This is a genomic window from Syntrophus aciditrophicus SB (genome assembly GCF_000013405.1).
In the GTDB taxonomy this organism is placed as follows: domain Bacteria; phylum Desulfobacterota; class Syntrophia; order Syntrophales; family Syntrophaceae; genus Syntrophus; species Syntrophus aciditrophicus.
The window spans coordinates 2116064-2138535 of the sequence record NC_007759.1; the positions used below are offsets into that span (position 1 = coordinate 2116064).

Annotated in this window: 19 protein-coding genes; 7 read left to right on the plus strand and 12 right to left on the minus strand. The window is 42.3% G+C overall.

Features of this window, described 5'->3' with window-relative positions; all coding sequences use genetic code 11:
• The first annotated feature begins 2 nt into the window (after window positions 1–2).
• The 3 genes from SYN_RS09750 to SYN_RS09760 all read left to right on the plus strand — a co-directional run bounded on the left by SYN_RS09750 (window position 3) and on the right by SYN_RS09760 (window position 6547).
• A complete protein-coding gene (locus SYN_RS09750; RefSeq protein WP_011417938.1) occupies window positions 3–2150 on the plus strand; it encodes a hypothetical protein in 2148 nt (715 codons plus the stop codon).
• Window positions 2147–5278 carry a type I restriction endonuclease subunit R gene (locus SYN_RS09755; protein ID WP_011417939.1) on the plus strand — a complete coding sequence of 1044 codons (3132 nt, stop codon included), beginning with the start codon at window positions 2147–2149 and terminating at the stop codon, window positions 5276–5278. The genes SYN_RS09750 and SYN_RS09755 overlap by 4 nt, the downstream gene beginning before the upstream one ends.
• Before the next feature lie 504 nt (window positions 5279–5782).
• The gene (locus tag SYN_RS09760) at window positions 5783–6547 is read left to right on the plus strand and encodes a pilus assembly PilX N-terminal domain-containing protein (RefSeq protein ID WP_011417940.1); all 765 of its coding nucleotides are present in this window, start codon (window positions 5783–5785) and stop codon (window positions 6545–6547) included.
• A 455-nt stretch (window positions 6548–7002) separates the two neighbouring features.
• Here the strand turns inward: SYN_RS09760 and SYN_RS09765 are convergent, their stop codons facing one another.
• Window positions 7003–7248, minus strand: a complete 246-nt coding sequence (locus SYN_RS09765) for a hypothetical protein (protein ID WP_041584970.1) — start codon at window positions 7246–7248, stop codon at window positions 7003–7005.
• Window positions 7249–7725: 477 nt separating this feature from the next.
• Here SYN_RS09765 and SYN_RS17070 point away from each other — a divergent pair, with 477 nt between their 5' ends.
• The 4 genes from SYN_RS17070 to SYN_RS09780 are packed head-to-tail and all read left to right on the plus strand — an operon-like array spanning window position 7726 to window position 10365.
• A complete protein-coding gene (locus SYN_RS17070) occupies window positions 7726–7830 on the plus strand; it encodes a hypothetical protein (RefSeq protein ID WP_353740324.1) in 105 nt (34 codons plus the stop codon).
• A gap of 10 nt (window positions 7831–7840) precedes the next feature.
• Window positions 7841–8836: a ComEC/Rec2 family competence protein gene (locus tag SYN_RS09770; protein ID WP_041584971.1), complete on the plus strand. Its 996-nt coding sequence runs from the start codon at window positions 7841–7843 to the stop codon at window positions 8834–8836.
• A 6-nt stretch (window positions 8837–8842) separates the two neighbouring features.
• Entirely contained in the window at window positions 8843–9655 is an 813-nt protein-coding gene (locus SYN_RS15350) for a hypothetical protein (protein ID WP_148202546.1), read from the plus strand.
• A gap of 11 nt (window positions 9656–9666) precedes the next feature.
• The gene (locus tag SYN_RS09780) at window positions 9667–10365 is read left to right on the plus strand and encodes a hypothetical protein (protein WP_011417944.1); all 699 of its coding nucleotides are present in this window, start codon (window positions 9667–9669) and stop codon (window positions 10363–10365) included.
• Between the two features lie 72 nt (window positions 10366–10437).
• Here the strand turns inward: SYN_RS09780 and SYN_RS09785 are convergent, their stop codons facing one another.
• From SYN_RS09785 to SYN_RS09835, 11 genes are all read right to left on the minus strand, one after another.
• Window positions 10438–11748: a toll/interleukin-1 receptor domain-containing protein gene (locus SYN_RS09785; protein WP_041584972.1), complete on the minus strand. Its 1311-nt coding sequence runs from the start codon at window positions 11746–11748 to the stop codon at window positions 10438–10440.
• Between the two features lie 113 nt (window positions 11749–11861).
• Window positions 11862–13076 carry a phospholipase D family protein gene (locus tag SYN_RS09790; RefSeq protein WP_011417946.1) on the minus strand — a complete coding sequence of 405 codons (1215 nt, stop codon included), beginning with the start codon at window positions 13074–13076 and terminating at the stop codon, window positions 11862–11864.
• 116 nt (window positions 13077–13192) lie between these two features.
• Window positions 13193–13636, minus strand: coding sequence for a hypothetical protein (locus SYN_RS09795; RefSeq protein WP_011417947.1), 444 nt, complete (start codon window positions 13634–13636; stop codon window positions 13193–13195).
• Between the two features lie 19 nt (window positions 13637–13655).
• Window positions 13656–14117, minus strand: a complete 462-nt coding sequence (locus tag SYN_RS09800; protein ID WP_011417948.1) for a hypothetical protein — start codon at window positions 14115–14117, stop codon at window positions 13656–13658.
• A gap of 6 nt (window positions 14118–14123) precedes the next feature.
• Window positions 14124–15098 (minus strand): zinc dependent phospholipase C family protein, encoded by a 975-nt coding sequence (locus SYN_RS09805; protein ID WP_011417949.1) that lies wholly within the window; start codon window positions 15096–15098, stop codon window positions 14124–14126.
• A 417-nt stretch (window positions 15099–15515) separates the two neighbouring features.
• Complete coding sequence (locus tag SYN_RS09810) at window positions 15516–16397, minus strand: hypothetical protein (protein ID WP_011417951.1); 882 nt, start codon at window positions 16395–16397, stop codon at window positions 15516–15518.
• A gap of 83 nt (window positions 16398–16480) precedes the next feature.
• A complete protein-coding gene (locus tag SYN_RS09815) occupies window positions 16481–18112 on the minus strand; it encodes a recombinase family protein (RefSeq protein WP_011417952.1) in 1632 nt (543 codons plus the stop codon).
• Between the two features lie 244 nt (window positions 18113–18356).
• The gene (locus SYN_RS09820; protein WP_148202547.1) at window positions 18357–19007 is read right to left on the minus strand and encodes a hypothetical protein; all 651 of its coding nucleotides are present in this window, start codon (window positions 19005–19007) and stop codon (window positions 18357–18359) included.
• 52 nt (window positions 19008–19059) lie between these two features.
• Complete coding sequence (locus SYN_RS09825; protein ID WP_041584974.1) at window positions 19060–19824, minus strand: hypothetical protein; 765 nt, start codon at window positions 19822–19824, stop codon at window positions 19060–19062.
• 531 nt (window positions 19825–20355) lie between these two features.
• Window positions 20356–21003, minus strand: coding sequence for an acetate--CoA ligase family protein (locus SYN_RS09830; RefSeq protein WP_049749967.1), 648 nt, complete (start codon window positions 21001–21003; stop codon window positions 20356–20358).
• A gap of 2 nt (window positions 21004–21005) precedes the next feature.
• On the minus strand, window positions 21006–22403 hold the full coding sequence (locus SYN_RS09835; protein WP_049749968.1) for an acetate--CoA ligase family protein: 1398 nt from the start codon (window positions 22401–22403) through the stop codon (window positions 21006–21008).
• Window positions 22404–22472: the final 69 nt, after the last annotated feature.

The window sequence follows — 22472 nt, forward strand, 5'->3', positions numbered from 1 at the left end:
TTATGCAGAAATTACACATCACGTTCGAAAATTGTTACGGGATAAAGAGACTAGAAAAAGAGTTTAATTTTTCAAGGAAAAACACTTTTGCGATTTATGCACCTAACGGTGTAATGAAAACTTCTTTCGCTAAATCGTTTAAAGACCTTAGTACCGGAAAAGATTCTCGGGACTTAGTTTTTCCTGACAGAGAAAATTTACGAAATATTAAAGATGAAACCGATGCTGATATAAAACCTGAAGCGGTTTTTGTAATAGAACCATATAATGAGCAATTTAATTCTGATAAATTATCAACTCTCTTAATTAAGAGAGAATTGAAAGAAGAATACGACGATATATACAAAAATATAGAGTTAGAAAAAAATAACTTCATTAAAAAATTGAAAGGAATTTCACAAAGTTCCGATTGCGAATCCGAGTTAACCGCTACGTTTACTGAAAACCCTAAAGAAAGTCTATTTGATCTGTTGAGTAAAATTAATGAGAAGCTTGATGGATTACATACAAAATTTTCTTTTAGATATAATGATGTCTTTGATAAAAAAGGGAATGTAAAGAAGTTTTTAGATAAAAATAGTGCTGTACTTGATTCTTACATAGAAAATTACGAAAAAATAATTTCAAAATCTAGTTTTTTCAAAAAATCAGATAATACATTTGGCACATATCAGGCGGGAGAAATGCTGAAATCTGTGTCAGACAACTCCTTTTTCGAGGCTGGTCATAATCTGCAACTTTTAGATAATACAAAAATTGATTCGGCTGATACTTTTAAGAATTTACTCGAAGAAGAAATAAATAAGGTTGTAAATGATAAGAATTTAAAGAAAATATTCGACAAAGTAGATACTGCTATTGGTTCAAATGCCGAACTTCGTGCATTTAAAGTAGTAATTGAAAAAGACAATTCATTACTAATCGAACTTAAAGATTATGAAAATTTCCGAAAAAAAGTATGGCAAGGATATTTGGATCAGTTAAAAAATGATTTAGAAGAATTATTGAAATTCTACGATTCAAAAAAAATACTGTTGGAAGACATAGTTTCAAGGGCAAAAAAAGAGGAAACTGATTGGGAAAAGGCTATCGAAACTTTCAATAAACGATTCAGCGGTTTACCGTTTAAGCTTTCGATGGATAATAAGGAAGATGTATTATTAAAAACAAGCACTCCATCTGTAGAATTTATTTTTTTTGATAATCAAGAAGAAAGAAAAGTTGAAAGGGCTGAATTGCTGTCTGTATTGAGTCAAGGAGAAAGAAGAGCTTTATATCTTTTGAATATAATATTTGAAGTACAGGCAAGAAAAAAAATAAATCAAGAAACCCTTCTCATTATCGATGATATAGCTGATTCTTTTGATTACAAGAATAAATACGCAATAATCGAATATTTAAGCGACATTTCAGAAGACTCGAATTTCAAACAAATAATTTTAACTCATAATTTCGATTTTTTCAGAACGGTTCAAAGTCGATTTATTCCATACAATCATTGCATGATGGTGGAAAAAACTGATGACGAAATTAAGGTTGAGAAAGCAGCATATATAAGAAATCCATTTAAATATTGGATGAGCAATTTAAGTGATGGAAAAAAGCTAATTGCTTCAATACCGTTCGTTAGAAACATTATTGAATACACAAAAGGAGATAGTGATCCAAACTTTTTAAGGCTTACATCCCTTTTACATCTAAAATCCGATACGGAATCTATCCAAAGAAGCGATTTACAAGATATTTATAATGATATTTTCCCAAACTTATCATTGTCTATAAGTGATGGAAGTGAAAAGGTTATTGATAATATTTTTGATTTAGCGGACTGTTGTTTGACTGCGACAGAAAGCATAAACCTTGAAAACAAGATACTTCTTTCTATTGCTATCAGGCTAAAAGCAGAGGAATTTATCTTAAGCAAAATAACTGATAAAAGTGAGATTGAAGGAAATCAAACAAGAAAACTGTTTGAAAGATTTAAAACGGAATATGGCAGTACAGAGCAAGAAAAAGTAGAATTATTGGAACAGGTAAACCTCATGACTCCTGAAAACATTCATTTTAATTCATTTATGTATGAGCCAATTCTAGATATGTCTGACATACAATTAAAAAGCCTGTATGAAGACACAAAAAATAAACTATGACCAAACTATTTGAATCCGACGTCGAAGAATTCGTCATTGAGCTGTTGCAAAACCAAGACTTTGAGTATCTGTCCCCTGAACAGCAGGAAAATGAACGCGAAAGCCTATCCACCGTTATTTTCCGAGACCGCCTAAAGCAGGCCATTAATCAGATAAATCCCAAAGTCCCTGCGCCAGCTAGGGAACAGGCCTTCAAACAGGTTTTCAACCTATCCAGCCAAAGCCTCATGGTCAACAACGAGGCTTTCCATTTGATGCTCACCGAAGGGATCGAAGTCGAGTACATGGGAAAGAAGGGCATAAAAGGCGACAAGGTTTCTCTTATTGATTTTGAGAACATAGAAAACAACGAATTTCTCGTCTGCAACCAGTTTACGGTCATTGAGAACAACATAAACAAAAGGCCTGATGTCGTAGTTTTCATAAACGGCCTGCCTCTGGTGGTTATCGAGCTTAAAAATCCCGCCGATGAGAACGCCACCGTCCAGAAAGCCTTTACCCAGCTTCAGAATTACAAGAAGGCAATTCCGTCCCTCTTCCATTACAACAGTATCTTGATCGCTTCTGACGGTCTGGATGCCAAGACAGGAACGATATCTTCCGATATTTCCCGCTTTGTCGCTTGGAAATCGAAAGACGGCTTCACCGAAGACAAGGAAACGGTCCCTCAGATTGAAACCATGGTCCGAGGAATGCTGAGCAAGGAAACCCTGATTGATCTGATCCGCCATTTCATAGTTTTCGAGAAAAGCAAGAAAGAAGACCTTGAAACCGGCCTTACTTCCGTCGTAGCCATCAAGAAAATCGCCGCCTATCACCAGTATTATGCCGTTAATAAGGCTATCCAATCGACCCTGATTGCCTCCGGTACGGATGGGAACCGCAAGGCTGGCGTGGTCTGGCACACTCAAGGAAGCGGAAAATCCCTTTCCATGGTCTTTTATACCGGTAAAACTGTCTTCAAGCTCAACAACCCGACAGTTGTCGTCCTTACGGACAGGAATGACCTGGACGACCAGCTTTTTGATACGTTTGCAAGCTGCAAACAGCTTTTGAGACAAGAACCGGTCCAGGCGGAAAGCCGGGAGAGCCTGAAGAATCTCCTGAAAGTCGCCGGGGGCGGGATCGTATTCACGACCATCCAGAAATTCTTCCCCGAAAGCGGCGCAAGCGATTATGAGCAGTTATCCGAGCGGAAAAACATCATCGTCATCGCCGATGAAGCCCATCGGAGTCAATACGGTTTCGGAGCCAAGACTCGGATCGTAAAGAAGAATGGGAAGGATGAAGAAGCGGTCACCCGCTACGGATTCGCCAAATACATGAGAGACGCCTTACCCAATGCCTCTTTCATAGGATTCACCGGGACGCCGATTGAGAAAGAAGACGCCTCAACACCGGCGGTCTTTGGCAATTATGTCGATGTCTATGATATCGCCCAAGCCGTGGAAGACGGGGCGACGGTCAAGATCTTCTATGAATCCCGTTTGGCCAAAGTCCATCTGAAACCGGAAGAAAGGGCCAAACTGGATGAAGAAGCGGAATCCATAGGCGAAGGCGAAGAAACCGCCAAAGAGAAAGCCAAGGCGAAGTGGGCGCAAATCGAAGCCATTGTCGGACATTCCGACAGGCTGAAAACGGTAGCGGCTGATATCATCGACCATTTTGAGAAGCGGCAGCAAGTTTTCGAAGGCAAGGGCATGATCGTCTGCATGAGCCGCAGGATCGCAGTGGAACTGTACGAGCAGATAATCGAGCTTCGGCCCGAATGGGAAAATGACGACTTGAAAAAGGGCTGCATCAAGGTGGTGATGACTTCCGCCTCATCCGATCCCGAAAAATGGCAAAAACACAGCACGACCAAGAAGGACCGCAAGGCCATTGCCGACAGGTTCAAAGACACAGCCGATCCCCTGAAATTGGTCATCGTCCGCGACATGTGGCTGACAGGCTTTGACGTTCCCTGCCTTCACACCATGTATGTCGACAAACCGATGCGGGGCCACAACCTCATGCAGGCGATTGCCCGTGTGAACCGGGTTTTCAAAGACAAGCCCGGCGGATTGATCGTCGACTATATCGGCATCGCATCGGATTTGAAGTCGGCTTTGGCGACATACACGGCCAGCGGCGGCAAAGGGACACCGACACTTGATCAGGAAGAAGCGGTTGCCACGCTTCTTGAGAAATTTGAGATCGTTGAACAGATGTTCGATGGCTTTGATTACAAGGGATTCTTCACATCCAGCACGCAGGAGAAACTCATTCTCATCCTGGAAGCCCAGGAACATATTCTCGGCCTTGAGGATGGCAAGAACCGGTTTACCAAACAAGTAAGCCTACTTTCCCAGGCCTTCGCCCTATCGGTTCCCCATCCTAAAGCCATGGAAATAAAGGATGAGGTCGGTTTCTTCCAAACCGTCAAAGCCCGCTTGGTCAAGTTTGAACCGACAGGTTCAGGTAAGTCTGATGCGGAAGTCGAAACGGCCATAAGGCAGATCGTGGACAAGGCTGTCGTGTCGGACGGCATTATCGATGTCTTTGACGCCGCAGGAATCAAGAAACCCGATATCTCGATCCTGTCTGACGACTTCATGGAAGAAGTCCGCCATATGGAACGGAAGAATCTCGCGCTGGAACTGCTTAAGAAAATTTTAAACGATGAAATTAAGACCAGAACCAGAAAAAATCTCATCCAGAGCAAGAAGCTTTCCGAAATGCTGGAGAATGCTATCAACAAATACCAAAACAATCTTCTCACGACGGCCCAAGTTATCGAAGAATTGATCAAACTCGCCAAGGAATTCAAAGAATCCGACAAACGGGGGAAAGATTTGAATCTCAACGATGAGGAATTGGCCTTTTACGACGCATTGGCCAACAACGAAAGCGCCAAGCAAGTATTGGGGGATAAACAGTTGGCCGTGATTGCCATTGAAGTCTTCAATAGCATCAAAAGAAACGCGACGATAGACTGGACGCTCAAGGAAACGGTCAGAGCCAGGTTGAGACGAGATGTAAAAAGGATATTGAAACGCTACGGTTATCCGCCGGACATGCAGTTATTGGCGACCGAGAATGTATTAAAACAGGCCGAATTAATGGCTGACGGGTTGATGGCAGCTTGATGACCCGAAATTCTAAGGAACACTTTCTCTAAAAGCACGAAATCACATTATCAGGGTGGGTGGGAGTCTTCCATCAATCCCAAGCCTGAAGCCAGACATTAAAATCCCTTGCCAGCAGCTAGGTTTTTTAACTCAAACGGCCTTTTGCCCGGTCCTTGAGGAAAGGCAGGGCAAAAGCACAGAGGTGCGAGCCCCGCGAGCTCTTCTGTGGTGAGAGCTTGTGGCTAGCTTCAGGCGTGAGCGAGTGGCGGCAAGGACGGGGTTTCCTTTTTCTCATGGGGTGGGTGGGAGTCTCCCCGAAAATACGTTTTGCTTACACTTTAAGAAGAAAAACAAACTCTTTCTTCCGTCTGTTCTCAAAGGCATTGTTTTAAATAGAGACACCATAATGTTCGTTATCCCTATGGCTTGTTGGCAAAAAAATCTTTCATGGTATAATTAAATAAATAATTAATAATGTCAGCTTGTTGTATTGTCATGGTGCAATGATTTGACAGCTCGGATATGAAACATAAAAAAGGTTCTATTCTTGTCTATTCCCTCATAATCCTCACCACTATGCTGGCCATAGTCGGTTCAGTGACTTCTGTGAGCCTTATGGAGAAGAAAGGAGCAAGTTCCACCCAAGCTTCTGTCCAAGCCTACCAGGTGGCCGATAGCGGGGTCCAGTTCGCCATAAGGAAGATAAACGCCAGGATTAGTGCCGGAGGAGGAACCATAGAAGAAGCTTTCGGATCGGGAAGCTGCAATAGCGGTAAGATTCCTACCAATGCTGACGGAGGGCCCATAGGATCGAATTATGAGCTGACTTTTTATGATTCAAGCGATGCCAAGATTATTGACTGTAATGCTCAGGTAAGCAGCATAAACAGCATAGGATCAGTCGGGACGTATGATGGAGCTGTCAGGGCCGTGAATGTGGCGGTGGCGGCAGGAGGGGACTATCAGTCTGTCTATGTTGATACAGATGGTGATCTCGTTTTTTTATGTAAAATCAATACGACCACTGGTGTTGTAGGTTGCAAGGCCAAAGAAGATGTTACAAATAGCGTCCCCTGGTATACATGTAAAAGTCCTTGGTCGTCACCTACATCGGGTAATTATAGTTTGGATTGTGTGTATGTAAACCCTGGTAATGGTTTTAGCTGTTGTAGAACCAATGCGGATACGGGCACCATTGAATGTAAATATTCCAAGTCTTTTTTTGGGGGTGCATGTAAAATGTATAGTCCAGATGCAGATTGGATGTCGATAACACCATCGCCTTAGTAATTGACTTACTGTGATTCAAGCAATACTAAGATCACTGACTTCAGTGCTTTTTGGTAAGCACTATAAACAGCATATTATCAGTCGAGACGTATGGATATGTACCGCCCGAGCTGTGAATGTGACAGTGGCAGCAGGCGGAGATTACCAAATAAGCTGCGCAATAAGTGACTATCCTGTAGGTTTGATTTGTTGCAAGATAAATACAAATACCGGCAGTATGCAATGTAAATATAGTAATACTGGTAACTGGTATGATTTTGCTCCTTATAATCCTTGGTAAAGATATTTTTAGGATCTGTTAAAGTTAAAGCATGCTCCTTTTCTATTTTTCCATTATTCTGACTATGGGGTGGGTGGGAGTCCCCCCGAAAATACGTTTGTTTGAACGAAGCATAAAAAAAGGCGGGTACTGTCCCGCCTTTTTTCCGTTCATGATTTTGAAGTTTTAAAGATTAATAGTCATCGGGGAAAAGCATCGTCTCGATGCGCTCCTCTTCCGACTCGTCGATGATGAGCCAGACCTTCTCGCCCTGACCTTCGTTGGCATAGGCGAACCCGATGATGAAATGCCTCTCCTGGGGAAAGGCCGTCATCAGGATATGGAAGGCTTGCGTAAGTGCGATTTGCTCCCGCAGGCTGTACTTTTCCGCCACTGCCCGCGTCATCACCTTGTGGATTTTTTGTGAAGTTGGTTCCATATGTTTTGATATTTTAGATTTTAAGTGCCGCCTTTCGACCTTTATTGAAGGCTGGCGGGGCAGAGGACCTTTCCTTTGCCTTAATGGAAGGAAAGACAAGGGGGCACCAAGCCGGTCAAGGTGGAGTTATTTATAAACTACCTTGAGGGGCTTGGGGGATTCCTTGTTACAATGGAAGAAGGCAAAGGAAAGCTGGCCGTATTGCTTCGACGCGAGTGGGGAGTACAATGGATTTGAGGGGGATGGGGGAATAAGAACGAAAGATCACTGCGATTGGCAGGGATTCACTGGCAGGTATTTATTGATATCGATTTAATCTCTCATGCCATAATTACCATAATGTGGTGGAATTCGTTTTAAAATCATGATAAGAAGCGCAACGCGAGGAAAATAAACAGATGTTAATGTCCCATTATAACTGACCAGGAGGAATACGAAGCCACTATCAAAGAGTTTCATCGAACCCAGAATGCTATCATTCTTAAACCGAGGTCGCCCAATCCGAATCATAAGCCGATTATTTTAACTTCCGATTTCCGAATTCAAGGGATTGTGGTCAAGGCAATCCCGAATTTTGAGTAGGTATAAGCAAATGCCAGTAGTCCATTTCTTAAATGTTAAAGAAGGTGATTGCTCAATTATTGAGCATACATCTGGGCATATTTCTGTAATCGATGTATGTAACGCCCGCAAAGAAACTCCGGAATCAAAAATTGTCGAGTCAATTGTTAAAAATATTATGACGAAGGCAGCAGGTTCAGGAAATCTTAACCAAAAAGCTTATCCGGTAAATCCAATTTCTTACATGAAAGAGCGTTCCTTAACTTCTGTTTTTAGATTTGTTGCCACGCATCCGGATATGGATCATATAGATGGTATCAAAGATTTTTTTGAGGAATTTAATCCGACAAATTTTTACGATATTGAAAACGAAAAGGAAATCGAGTTTAACGATAAATCTCCATATCTAGAGGAAGATTGGAAATTTTACAAAAATCTAAGAGACACCGACCCTGATACAGATCCTCGTCGTTTGACACTCTTTTCTGGCGATTCTGGAATTTACAGGACAAAGAATTGGGATGGCAATCCTCCTGGTGATGCTTTTTATGTTCTTGCCCCAACATCTGAGATGGTTAGAGAGGCAAAAGAATTGGAAGATTACAATGATTGTTCTTATGTAATTCTGTATCGTAGCCCTGGTGGAAAGATACTGTTTGGGGGTGATAGTCACGATGGAACATGGGAACATTTATTGAAAAATCATGAAAATTCTATAAAAAACGTAGATTTACTCATTGCTCCGCATCATGGCCGGAAATCAGACAGGGATTATAGTTTTCTTGACGTAGTGAATCCAAAAATGACTTTCTTTGGAAACGCGCGATCAGAACACTTGGCTTATTCAGCATGGAGTTCCAGAAATCTTCCTTACATAACAAATAATCAGGCGGACTGTATGATCGTTAATGCCAACGACGAGCATATGCCAATTTATGTCACTAATGAAACCTTCGCTAAACAGAGAAATCCCAAAAGTCAATATTCAAGTAGATTTAAAGGATGGTTTTTGCAAAATATAAAATAATTGCTTATGAAAATTCATATCTTTGATGTTGAGCATGGCGAATGTAATGCCATAGAAACTCCCTCTGGGCACCTGTTTTTGATTGGTACAGGCCATAATTCTTCGACAAACTGGCGTCCTTCAACATGGGTAAGTTGGCGTAACCAACGGCCACACTGCATAGTTTTAACCAACCTTGATAAGGATCATCTCTCTGATCTTTCCAATTTCGAACCACATCTGCGCCCTGATACTATAAAACGCAATGATTATGTAAATCCTCAATGGATAGAGGATATGAAGTATGAGGAAAGTGGCGAAGTGCATTCGGGCGTCCAAACTGCACTGGACTGGATGAGTAATGTATTTAATGGGGAGGTAATTACTCCAGATTATGGAATGGAAAAATTATTTTTCTATCATTCACCGATATTGTTTCAAGATACGAATAATTTAAGTGTTGTTACATTTGTCCGCTATAATAATATTGGAATTATGTTTCCGGGTGATATTGAAACTGCGGGCTGGAAAGAATTTCTAAAAGATCCATCATTTGTTAATTGTCTTCTTCGGACAAATATTTTGATTGCTTCTCATCACGGACGTGAAACTGGCTATTGCAGTGAGATTTTCAATTACTGTAGGCCAGACGCAGTTATTATCTCGGACAAGTCCATTGTACACGGAACCCAATCCCATGATCTTTATAGCCAGCATTGTAGTGGTCTTGATTTTGGTGGAAAAATTAGAAAAGTCCTTACAACTCGGAATGATGGTAAAATTACAATCGATCTGCCGGCCATTGGACCGTACACGGTTTATATAAATCAATCTTATTAAAGAAATAGACTATGATCGAAAATCTCAAAGATTTTTTTGATGAGTACAGCCTGAAGGCTAGAGTTTATCCAAGTTTAATCGCATTGGCCCCTTTATTTTTATTTATTTATTATGTTCTCAAAGATGATGTTGGCGCAGGTATTGTTACAAATCTGATAAGTAGCACAACCATCACTGTTGTTGCCACGTATTTTCTGGCTGACGTTGTTCGGAATCTGGGAAAATTCTTAGAGACGAAAGTCTTTGGTAATGAGTTATATTTTCCCTCAACGGAAATACTATTAAACAACAATCAACATATTAGCCAGGACAGGCGGTCTATAATTTATGAGAATGTCAAGACTGATTTTGATGTTTCTCTTTCTACAGCGCAGGAAGAAATTAAGGACGAAGTGCTAGCAAGACAGAAAATAAAAGAAGCAGTTGGTTCTATCAGGCAAAAAGTTGGAAATGGCAGGCTCTTGCTCCAATTCAACATACGTTATGGTTTTTGGAGAAATCTAGTCGGAATTTCGTTGTTTTCTTCCTTCCTTTGCCTATTTAACATTGTCTTTATCTTGACATCGCAGAACAATAATTCTGTCGTCCTTGCAGTTTCCATTGTTCTATTTGTGTTTTATTTTCTGATTTTTGCTTTTAGGAAGCAGATCTTAACTTTTTTTGGATACCAATATGCTAATCAGCTTTTTCTAGAATATCTCAATCTGTAAGATTATTTCTGAGGGCTGCAGGCGAACAATCATATTTCACTTTTCCCGTCACTAGCTTAAAACCGTATTGCCTTAATCCTTCGCAGCTGTGAAGCGCTCCTTGATCATTGCTCCAACATTTAATGTATCAACGCAATGGAAACGCCTTAGTCTTTCCGGAATCTGAGATACGTCACAGCGATGTAGAATGGGGATGATTTTTTTATCGAGAATCCAAGCTGCACCCCATTCTGTTGCGACCCACTCACTGTTCAAGCTGTTGGGAGACATAATAACCCAGACTTCTGCTGATCCGCGAAGTGCCAACTTGATTTTTTCTGCAAAATCGTCACCTGGTTCCAGTGACTTCTGGGCCATAAAAACCCTTGCATCTTCTTGTTGAAGTTCATCACGAATTGTATTTGCTATTGAACTGTCCTTTTCACTATAGCTCAAGAAAACTTCGTATGAGTTCTTTGCCACTTTCCGCTGTTCCCTTATAAACTCCTCCATTTCTATCTTTTGGTATATCTCTAATTCTCTTTTTTTCCTTTCAGAAAGGGAAATAGTTCGTTTTACAAAAGGAGTTGTCTTTTCCAATTCTTTCTTCCATTCTGGTATATCCTCTGATCCTGGAATCAAGGGGGAAATCTGGATAAACACCCGCTCATGCCTAGAGTGTTTGTAATAGTAATTTTCTTCCTTAAGCACCAAGATGTCTCCACGCTTGATTGCCTCTTCCAAAGGCTTATCAATCGGTTGCTGATATTCCGTGTAATATCCGACTTCAACCTCAGGCCCATTAAACATCTTGAGAGTGGTTTCCACCAAATCCTGCTCTGTCGCGATATCTCCGGGAAGAAGCGTTACAAACCGGATTGCCTTCATAGAGGAAGGCGCAGGCAATTCAATTGTCTTGGTTGTGCCATCTCCGAGGGTTGTCGAGAATTTTACCGTTGGAGTTTTAGAAATTTCGCTGAATCGTTGAAGTTCTGCATCAATATAAGCAAACACCCGATTGCAAATAGAATCTTGAATTTTTGGGCCATGTACGCCAAGACGGGCAGCTAACGCGTCAAGCTCTTTTTGATGCGCATTGATGCGTTGGCCAAGCCATCGTCGTGCCAAATCGTTGAGAGCTGGGAAAAGATCTCTCCGCTGTTGGGCATTCAAATTCTGCGCTGATTCTTTAACGACAGAAAGAAAGATATCACATCTATTTTCGATGTCCTTCTCGTATTCCGCTCTTCTGAGCGACAACGGCTGAGTGCCAGAAAATGCATTTAGATCGCGAAGCCTGACATTTATCTGGCTGATGGCTTCTTCGAGCTGTCTATCAGCACCATACCCCTTTTGCTCAAGAATTTTCTCAATATTGACGATAATCTCCTTTACGGAATCCATTCCTACCTCTGTTTTCTTACAACAAGATGTCAACTCCATTATCTACAATGAACGGTTAATAAGATTTTACTTGGAGCCATTTAAAGAAGGGAAAAGAACGCGGAATTAGTCATCTATTTCCTAAATCCCAAGAGCCGTATAGCTTTATCAGCCTTATTATTTCTTATAGGCATTTTTGTCGGATAAACCCATCCCAGCAGCTCCTGTACACAAGAAGGCCCAAATTCCTTCAGTTTGTACTTTCCATTAGGTGCCGTCATGTTATGTATTCTTATATCAATTGCATCATCAGAATATAAGAGATAATCCAGGGATTCCTGAATGTTGCTGATTTTGTTACCCCCGATAAACTGATTATCTGCTTCAAATCGTTGGATCAGCCTTGGAGTAGCGTGAAAAGAACGATAAACTTCCAATGCTCCATCCTTATCGAGCATTTTAATCTTATCCTGTGATAGCAGCTTTTGAAGCTTCCTGGAATTTTCAGGCATGGACTCTGTGTATGTTGGTGCTGTCTTCCCACTTTCTGATTTGTCCCATTTGCAATAATCTTCGAACAATTTCGGAATATATTCCGCTTTTGTGAGGTCGTTGCTATCTTTAAGGATTGAAAGCCTGCCGGGAGGGCAAATCTTTACAACCCAGTGCCAAAAATGATCAACCACCAAATATACCGGTATGCCAGGATATTCTCTCACTGATATGTCTTTAACCAAATCTTTTACTTTGTCTGCAACCTTCCAGAATTCATAATATTCTGATGATTTCTTGGATATCTTGAAGCTGCCTGTGCCTTTTTTGGTTGCTCTCTTCGATGATTTTTCGGGAGGATTTCTCTTTATAAAGTCATCGTATCTTTCTTTATAGTCTTCCAGTTTGTCCGGTTGCAGAATCGTGGACAGATCCTGAATCTCTTTTAACAACTGATCGACCTGTTTCAATGAATCGATGTCCTGCAATACGACGTTCGTTTCTATATTTTTATCAAGGCCGCCTGGTGTAAGATTCGATGAGCCGATGATCGAACCTATAATCGCTTTCTTATCGTCGATAAAAGCATATATCTTTGAGTGAAAATCCGGACCAAGATAAAGGGTATTCAAATTGTCTTTATGCAAGATGTCCTTCAGAGCATAATAACTTGTGGGTGGTCGCAGGCTTACTATTAATGTGACGGTTTTTCCTGCTTCCAGCGCCTGTTTTATAAGCTCGGAATCGTTGAAGAAAGCCACGGCAATGATAACTTTGTCAGATTTAGGAAGGAATTCATGGATTTTTTCACGTATCGATAAGTCAGAAATGTTGTTTGTAATAATTTCAGGATTCATAAATTTCCTTTTTATCGGGGCTAGCGCCGGATTACCACCTTAAATAACGGATGTGGTTGAAGATGATTACATCTCCGCCGATTGAGTTAAAAAGCGGAAGGTTCCTCTCAAGCGCCTTATAGCGCGCCACCCCTTACTTCTTTCGACGCCTCCTCACGCGCGGCGGCAAGGGCCTCTTTTAATTCGGATGGAAGATCTGCGTGGCATACTTCAATATCTAGAGGCAACCTACCGGCTTCCTGCTCTTTTAACGTGAATTCATGCATACATGGTTCGGTGAGGATCATTAGTTTCTTCTTGGCAGAGACAAGTGACAACATTAGGCAATCTGCGCGTATCTTCGACTTTTTGCCAGAAGCGATATCGCCCCGATATGTATAAGCCGTAGCCGTAGAAATATTGCCAACTATCGTTCCACTTTCATTGACAGCATCAAATTCAAATTTGCCCCTACCTTGCATCTTGAGTTGCTTATTTCCGAATCCCTCATTGAACCGTTCTGGCAACCAATGGTCAATGATCCATTTTTCGCATTTTTTCTGGACGTGTGATGTCGCCATTTTATTCCTCTTTATCTATTCACTTTATTTCGGGACAAGATGGAGCCACTTTTTCCTTCCATTTATCTTCGAAGATGCATGGCCCGCTTGGGTTGTTCTGGAAACTTGCGATTTCCACTAGCTGCTCATTACAGGAGAAATCCTCCATAATCTTTATTGCCCCATTCTTATCACATAACATCACACTGAAAATACCGTCCAGCCAGCGGGGTTGGACGCTATAGGTGTCATACATGACATCAGCATTCTTCCCGCACGACGGTAAAGGGCCGCACTCTTCGTCAACAATCTTTTTATAGGTCTTGGCGTCCAATACAACTGCTGGATTCATATCGAGATAACCAGCCACTTTCTGATTGAGATAAGGCAGAAAATTCAACATGGACTCAGTTGTCGTCCTTTCCGGCACCGAAGGCGTTGTTGCGCAGGCTGCGCAAAACAGAAGGCCGACTAATAAGATGAGCAGCGAGATTCTTTTCATTTAGATTTAGGCCTCCTTCCAGAAATCAATTTTGCTTTCATCCACGCCTGTATCAAGATTCCAGTCCTTGACAAGTGTCGCTGGCGGGACCTGTCCATTTTTTATGTACGGGAACAAGGCATTCCACGTAGCAGCGATTTGATCTGCCACCAGACTAAAGAGCGTATCGTAGGATTGTTTTGTCCCCCTAGGGGTTTCAACATTGTCGATATATTTAGAACGCTCTTCCTTTGAGATTGAACTGGCGGTCCATGGCACATATCGCGGGGCATTTGCAATATCGAGCACATGCCGGAAAATCGACTGGCTATCGGCAGCGAAATCCACCCGCCCTTTATAATTTTTGTGCCACTCATCCAGATTGAGATCCCCGAAATAATCTGACGCATAGGGATGAGCGGCTTTCAGGAGTTCTGACCAAAATACTCTGATATGCGGGTGTATTTTGTCGAGGTCTTGCGGATCGGAGCAATCATCTAGGATGCTCAGGTATCCAAATGAATTCCTATCTCGTGCCGCTGCTGCGCAAATATCCGTGTCTGTCATCTTTTTGAAGATATATATGTCCTGCACTAGCTCACAGCGTCCATGCTTCTCATTGGTAAAGAGGTATATGCCGTGTACAGTGCTGTTGACGACAGGGTGTAGATAGGAATCCGCGACAACATGGCTCACGTACCCCGAAAACCAGGCAAGGCAGTTTTTGAATTCCTCGCTCGTCTTATTCATCGACGAAAGTTTCTTGATCCCTTCGAGAATGAACCCATCAATATTTTCATAGTGCATCCTGTTGGCCCAATTATGGCCAATATGCAAAACCCCATACTTCATGACATCCGTCAGATAGGGATAGTCAGGTCCCGTAGCGCCCATGACGACAAAATGGTTTTTTGTCTTGAGAACTCCGGGGAAGAGCTTCGATTTTCCAAACCGTTCCATGGCCTCACGAGCCAATAGACAGTGCGCGAATGTCGCTGGCATAGTACTAACCTCATTATTCAGTAGAATTGTTTGTCGCTTATTATGTTTCTTCTTGGAATCTTTTCAAAAAGATATGGGCCTACTGTTTGGGTGCGGCCGTTCTTCATCCAATAAAAAAGATGGGACCTGTCATAACAAATAACCCCGCTATTTCTTTTTTTTGATACGACTGCTAAGCTTTCTTCCAGGTTAATCTCTTTTTATCACGATACTTGCTGGCCTCTTCGACACCTCCTCGACGATAAGCAGCTTTTTCTTCTCTATTGCATTGCTTACAGTATGATCTGTTTTCCCGGTTGCCATATGTGAACTCCGAATGAGGATATTCTCTCCCACAGATAGAACAGGCTTTCTTCAGCTCAGGCATTTCAATCACCTACCTCTTAACAGAAAAATTTATCTTTCACCTTCGAATCATCATTTCTTTCCCACAGGCGAGACTGATGGAGCGTTGCTTGCCCCATAAAGCTTCAATACATCCCTCAAAATCAGCTCCAGGTTATAGGTGAAATATCGTTTTTCCAATTTGACATTGTTGTTGTCGGTCATTTTCCCATTCTTGAGTCGGGTATTTATATTAAGGTAAACTTTAACGTTATCATTTATCTCCTGTTTAAAGTTGGGGTTCTTTTGCCAGAATAGACTGTCGTTGTTTTGCAGCAGCGCTTTCTTCATACCAACCTTTGCATTTTTTATTACATCCTCTGATTTTGCAAACGCTGTTCCGCCTAGCAAAGCCATTGCGTCTTTGAAAAAAGCAATGATAATTCCAATATCGTGCTGTTTAATGTAAGCTTTTAATTCTTCTTCAGATCTATCAAGTATCTCTTTTTGATAAGTCAACGGTGCTCCTCCGAAGAACTTCTCTAAATCAGCGAATTGACGGGACGGAAAAGGATAAAAGCAGCGGAAATAATAAAGAAAGGGGCAATCATAATCACCCGACGCCATAGTGTCCGCGATTTTTTTAATCCGATCCGTGCTATTTAAAAGGGAACGTAGTTCCTGGTTACAATCAACCTCAAAAAACCGGACCCAAAATAATTTAGAATGAGCTTCTGAAAAGAAGAGGCCTCCATCAATAGAATCAGGATGAGGATTTTTGAAAAGAAGGAGAACTTTTATTCTTTCCTCATCCGTATTCATCGGTGTGATTTCTTCTGTCAGATATGTTATTTCACATGCGGCATCATCAAATTCACATATACTTAAACTTTTCAGCAATTTTCCCTTTGTTAAACTATATTCGGAAGGGCTATTAAATTTTATTACTTCTTTCCTTATAATAAGGTTGTTCATTTCAGCTCCTTCATAAAAGGGGTCTTAATGGAATGCCAATTTACATATGAGTCAAGACTGACCTAATATAGCCCTGCTTTATCCTACATAGCAAGGCTCAAACTTTCTTTTAAGTCCTGCCATTGCTTCAATTCAGTGATAATTTGGTTCCAACTGATGAGCGTGCGGTCTACCATAAGGGATTTATCCGTTCCGCAAGTCCTATTAAGCTCGTAAATAAGCCCCAAAGGGGCGGTTCCAAAACCTTCGCCCCGCCGATATGAAATTCCTTCCGGAAATACCAACTTTTGGAACCGCGAACGAGATTCTGATAAATCAAGCCATTGTCTTCCCAAATTTGATATAAAACTATTTGCGTAAGACAGGGTAGCTTCAATATCGAATTTTTCAATCCTTGTTTCATCCAAGGATATTTTTGTTACCATAATCTCATTTTCGATTTCTTCCTTGCGCTCCTTAAATTCATCAGCCGTATATGATCCGTCTTCGCGCATTTCAAAAATCGTCTTTCGCTTTCCGTCCAAAACAGTCAAATATCTTGAATATTTCTGCGCCTGTTCTTCGAAGTAAGAACCTTTTTCATTCCATAAATTCAAAACTGTCGTCTCGAACAATTTCAAGAATTCTTTCTTGGGAGTTATCTCATCAAGATAATTCATGAATTCGTTTTCCAATCCTAGCTTGTCTATTGCCTTGCCGTACATCGAGCATTCTTTGTTGTAGCAGTGATAATAGGAATATTTCGCACTCCTTCCGCGCGAACAGCTGCCCGTCAAAGGCCTCCCGCAATAACCGCATTTAACAGTTCCTCGCAAAGGAAAAATCGGATTAAATTTCTGTTTCTTGGCTCTGACGGTTTTTCCCGCCAGAATCATTCTGATCCTGAAATATTCCTCTTCGGTTATCATCGGCTGGTGTAAGCCTTTAATCTCTTCGTGGGTCCACGGATTGACGATTATTCCAGCATAGAATTTGAGGTAGTTACTGAAGATCCGACTAACCAGTTGCGGCCTGGTTTTTATACCTCGTGTCTTGCTCAATCCGAATTTGTCAAAGAGACCAAGAACCTCCGCTTGGGTGTAAATGCCTTTGGAAAATTCCTTCAGTCCTTTCTGAATTATAGGGAAAATTTTTTCATCGGGTTTGTCGGGTTCATTCTTTTTGTAGCCCTTTCGTCTGGCAAATTGGCACTCGTAACCCAAAGGTGGCTTAAAGGGACTGATACCCTGGTTAATTCTTGCGGACATTCCATCAACGCATCTTTGGGTCCTGACTGCATTGTCGAATTCAGCGCTGCCGGCCAGAACTGTTTCAATGAATTTCTCCGCTGGGTTGTTGCCGATCGGTTCTGTCACGGAATGGAGGGTCACCCCGTAATCGATTAGCATTTTCCGGACGTAAAAATGATCTTCAGTGTTCCTAGCGAACCGGTCCACCTTATAAACAACGAAGGCGTCGACCTTACCTTTGTTCTTCCGGCAATACTCGATGGCCCGCAAGAACTCGGCTCGTTGGGCCGTTTTTGCTGAAGCCCCTTCTTCCCGGAAGATCTCCAGGACTTCAATGCCTTTGTTTTGGCAATAGGCGCGACAAAGCTCATCCTGGTTTTCCAAGGACGTGCCCTTGACCTGTTCGTCGCTTGAAACTCTCACATAGATAATTCCTTTCATATTTTTGTTTTTTAACCAAATTAAAGGGACAGTCTGGCTACCCAAATCAGATTATCCGAAGATTCCCCTCATTGGCAGACTGCCCCTTTAATATAACGAGGAAGATAATAAATCGGATAACTATTTGATATTGGGTAGCATTTTTATTATATGCTACAACGCATTTTTTGCAATTGCTGAATAATTTTAAGATGACACAGGCTAGTACAGGCTAGTAAAGATGGATAAAGGATTTTTGAGATATTTCAATAAATCGAACGGGCAATCACTGTGGTTTCAAACAACAAATTTAGATAATCTCCCTTTTAATCGTTTTAATCATTCTCCTGAGATATTCCCTAAAATCAGGAATGTTTTTGTTCAGGAAATAGAGCTGCATCGTCCTGTCGGTCTGAAGATAATTTTCCAACAGCCCCATACGCCCAAGGTCTTCGTGTAAGATCCTCTCATAAATCAAGGAGGATTTTTGTAATAGCTCGGCGTCGTTGTGCGTCCCTATTTTCAAATCCACTACCAGTTCGTTGAAGATCCTTTTGAACTCCATTTCGGATACGGGCTTTGTTTTCCTTTCTTCAAGCCTCGTTCTCAACCAGTCTTCAAATTCGTCGTTTATGAAAAAACTGCCGATAAAGGAAGCTGTGATCCAAATGCATCCCAAAAAATAAAAAGCGTTAAATTCCCTAAAAAACAAAGACAACATGAACAAAATGCAGATAGATAATGCCATGAAAGCCAAAATGAACGCATATGAACACCATAATATTATCGTATCGTTGTTCCAGAACTTCTGGCCGCCCGCTCTGTCAATTATTCTGTATCCAGCCATTCCGACAAGTGTTAGGATGATAGATACAAATAAGAGTCTCCAGTGGAAGCCATCCAGGAAACCGAAAATCAAACATAACACGAAAGTTGCGATGAACGGCCAAGTAGAGCTCATGATTTCCTCCAAAGTTAAAGGGGCAGTCATAGTTATGACTTGCCCCTTTTTTTCATTTGATGAACCTGTAAAACTTTTGACGTTGGGTAAGTTGCAGGGCGAAAGGCTTTACCAGCTCGTCTCTTATAGAGAATGTTACTCTTTCTGCTTTTTCAAGAAGTTCCATTTGTTCGTTAGAGATATAGGGAAGTCCGAAGTTGCACACACATTGGAAGCCGTTTTCGATGTGTTTTATACACTCGAATAAATCCGTTGTAAAGTACACATCATAAGCAAAATCAAGATTTTGGAATCCATAAAGGTATTGTTCAGGATTGAAAGACTTATGGAAAACATGTTTTTCGTCTTTCATCTTAATCCCGAAATAGGCTACCCTCATGCCGACTTCATCCCTTACCAGGAACGCGACGCAACCCGACAACATAGTTTTGCCTTTAGGTGTGCCGATTTCCAAGAACTTGCAGATGTCTTCCGAAAGCCCCTTGTCCTTTATGAAGTCGTTGTATTGCAAATCATACTTCAGGTTGAACTCTTCGGTTATCTTCTTGACACCGTTCCGCGCCTTCAGTAAAAGATCTTTGGCTTCTTCCCATTGAATGTTCTTTTTCGTCATGGTCAAAGATATGATATGCCCCGACTTCTTGCACTTCGGGCAATACCAAAGGTTCTTCTTTTCGCCGTACGCTTTGATTAAAGCCTGCTGTTCGCATTCAGGGCAATTGAACTTGACATAAGCTCCTTGAAGTGTTGAGTTGATACCGATAACTGACAACGCTTTTTCCGTGTCTACCGCTTGCAGTGTTTCACGATAATTCATTTTAATGTTCTCCTTTTTTGTGGGTGACTTTGGTGGGTGAAAAAACAAAAAAAATGGCTCTTTTGACCAACCTTCGGACAATCGAGCCATTCAACAACGCTTTGATTTTAGTTATTTAGGTTCTTTGTTGCAGAGTTAATTTAATTCGTAATCAGCAAGTCGAGGGTTCAAATCCCTCTTCCGGCTCCAGTAAAATCAAGGGCTTAGCCAGATGCGGCTAAGTCCTTTTTTCTTTTTTATTATGATTTTATCCCCACTCTCTCCCCACTTTACCTACACAACATCCCCGCAGTGGCCATGGCATTTAGACAGAAAAACTCCAGCTATGGTTTTTTTATTCTCAATCGCAGAAACAGGCTGCGGCATGAAATTCAACCAGGAGCAGCTTCACACTTGTGAATGCCTGTTACCTGTCCAATTTATCCCGATCATCTCTCCTTCGGCAGTCTGCCGAAGTGTAGATCATGAAAGAAGAAAAACGGACTTCCCTCAAGCTGGATGCCCGTTTGATTGCTTCTTTCCCCCAAGAATCTAACCGATTTTTATGCGGGCGTCGCAGACTTCGACGCCTTTGGGGGATGCAAATATGGGGTTCAAGTCCATTTCCCGGATTTCCGGATGTTTATCCACTAGACAAGAAACTTGCAGGATGAAGTTCTGAACCGCTTCAAGGTTTACCTTTTCTCCTCTGGGATTCTTTAAGATTTTATAAACCTGGAGATCTTCCATGATCTCCTTCGCATCCCGCGCCTCCAGAGGAATGAGCCTGAATGAAACGTCATTGAGGGCTTCAACGAAGATTCCACCTAATCCAAACATGATCACCGGGCCGAATTGCTGGTCCGTCATGGTCCCGACGATCAGTTCGAGTCCCTTACCGAGTTTCTGGACGACAACGCCCTCCAGCCTTTGTCCTGGGTGATCGGATGTAAAAGTACGAACGATTTCCGTAAAGGCCGCCCTCACCTCACCCTCATCTTTAAGATTAACCCTTATGCCCCCGGTTTCCGTCTTGTGCACAATGTCGGGAGAGGAGACCTTGAGGGCGACGGGAAAACCTATTTGGGAAGCTGTCATCACGGCCTCATTCTCATCTTTTGCGAGCACGGTTTTCAGGATGGGGATCCCTTCCTTCTCAAGAAAGTCGAAAGCTTCAACACCAAGTAATAATCTTTCCATTTTTACTTCCCCCTTGCTGACAATAGATTGGCTTTCCAAAGATTGCTCATGGCTTTCGCGGCACGTTCAGGCGTAGGAAGGATTGCGATACCCTTTTTCCTGTCGAGCCTTTTTATCCCGTCGTCCCAAACCCCGGGGGGCGCTGTAATAACACCAATTACCGGTTTTTTAAAAGCATCGATATTCTTAATGTGCTCTGCCATCGCAGATGCCAGGGAAAGATTCGCTGACGCATACAGGTTGATAAAGATGACGCCATCTGTGCCTTCATCCTCGATCACTGCATTGAGGATATCGAACATGGCTTTCGGATTGTACCACACAGGACCCATGTCAACCGGATTGGTGCGGATGACAATGGGTGGAAGATACTCATTGATCTTTTCCTTCGTTGCCGCAGAGAACTGCGAGAGACTTAATCCATATGCTTCCAGGGCATCTGCTGCTATGATTCCAGGACCTGCCTGGCCGGAAAGAACCGTAATGCGATTTCCCCGGGCGAGAGCGCAGGAATCGAGCACTTTTGCCGTGTCAATCAATTCCTCTGAGGACGTAACCTCCAGAATCCCCGCCTGACGAAAAGCGCCTTTCCAAATCTCATGATTGCCGGCAAGGGAGCCGGTGTGGAATTTGCTTGCACTATCGCTTTTTGCGCTTTTTCCAGATTTATAGGCGACGATGGGTTTTTTCCCTCTCAACGATCTGGCCATGTCAAGGAGTTCCCTCGGTTCATCGAGGCCCTCTATGTAAAGGGCAATGACCTTAGTGGCCTCGTCTTCTTCAATAAAGAACCGCACGGCTTCCGGGAAACCCACGTTGAGCCGATTTCCGAGGCTCATCAATGACGATACTCCCATTCTCTGATGAAGGGCCAGAAACCCACACAAGTGGCATAGTCCTCCGCTCTGGCTTATGATGGCTACGCCGCCCTTTTCCAATTCACAGAACTCAGAGGTGAAAGAGGCATCAATCCCGAAGGCAATGTTGGCAAAACCGGATGTATTGGGGCCGATGATCGGCATCTCGTATTGATCGCATATTTTGCGAATCCGTTCCTGAAGGACTCCTCCCTGCGAGTCTTCAATTTCCCGGAAACCCGCAGTTATAAGCACTGCCCCTTTGACTCCCTTTCCCCCGCACTGATGTAATGTCTCAGGCACAAGAGCGGCAGGCACCACAATGATCGCAAGGTCGATGTTCCCCGGGACTTCTGCTAGGGACGCATAAGAGTCAAGGTTCCACACCTTTCCCCCTTTCAGATTGATGGGGTATATTTTGCCCGCATAATGGCCGACAAGGCTCTTCATTACGTGATAACCAAGTTTGTCAAAACTGTTCGACGCCCCTATGACCGCTACCGAGTCGGGAGAAAAAAGCTTCACCAGTTTTTGCGTCATCATATGTTTTATTTCCTCCTTATTGTTGTGTGGAAGCTGGGGGAGAAAAACCACTGGCTAACCGGCAGCGCT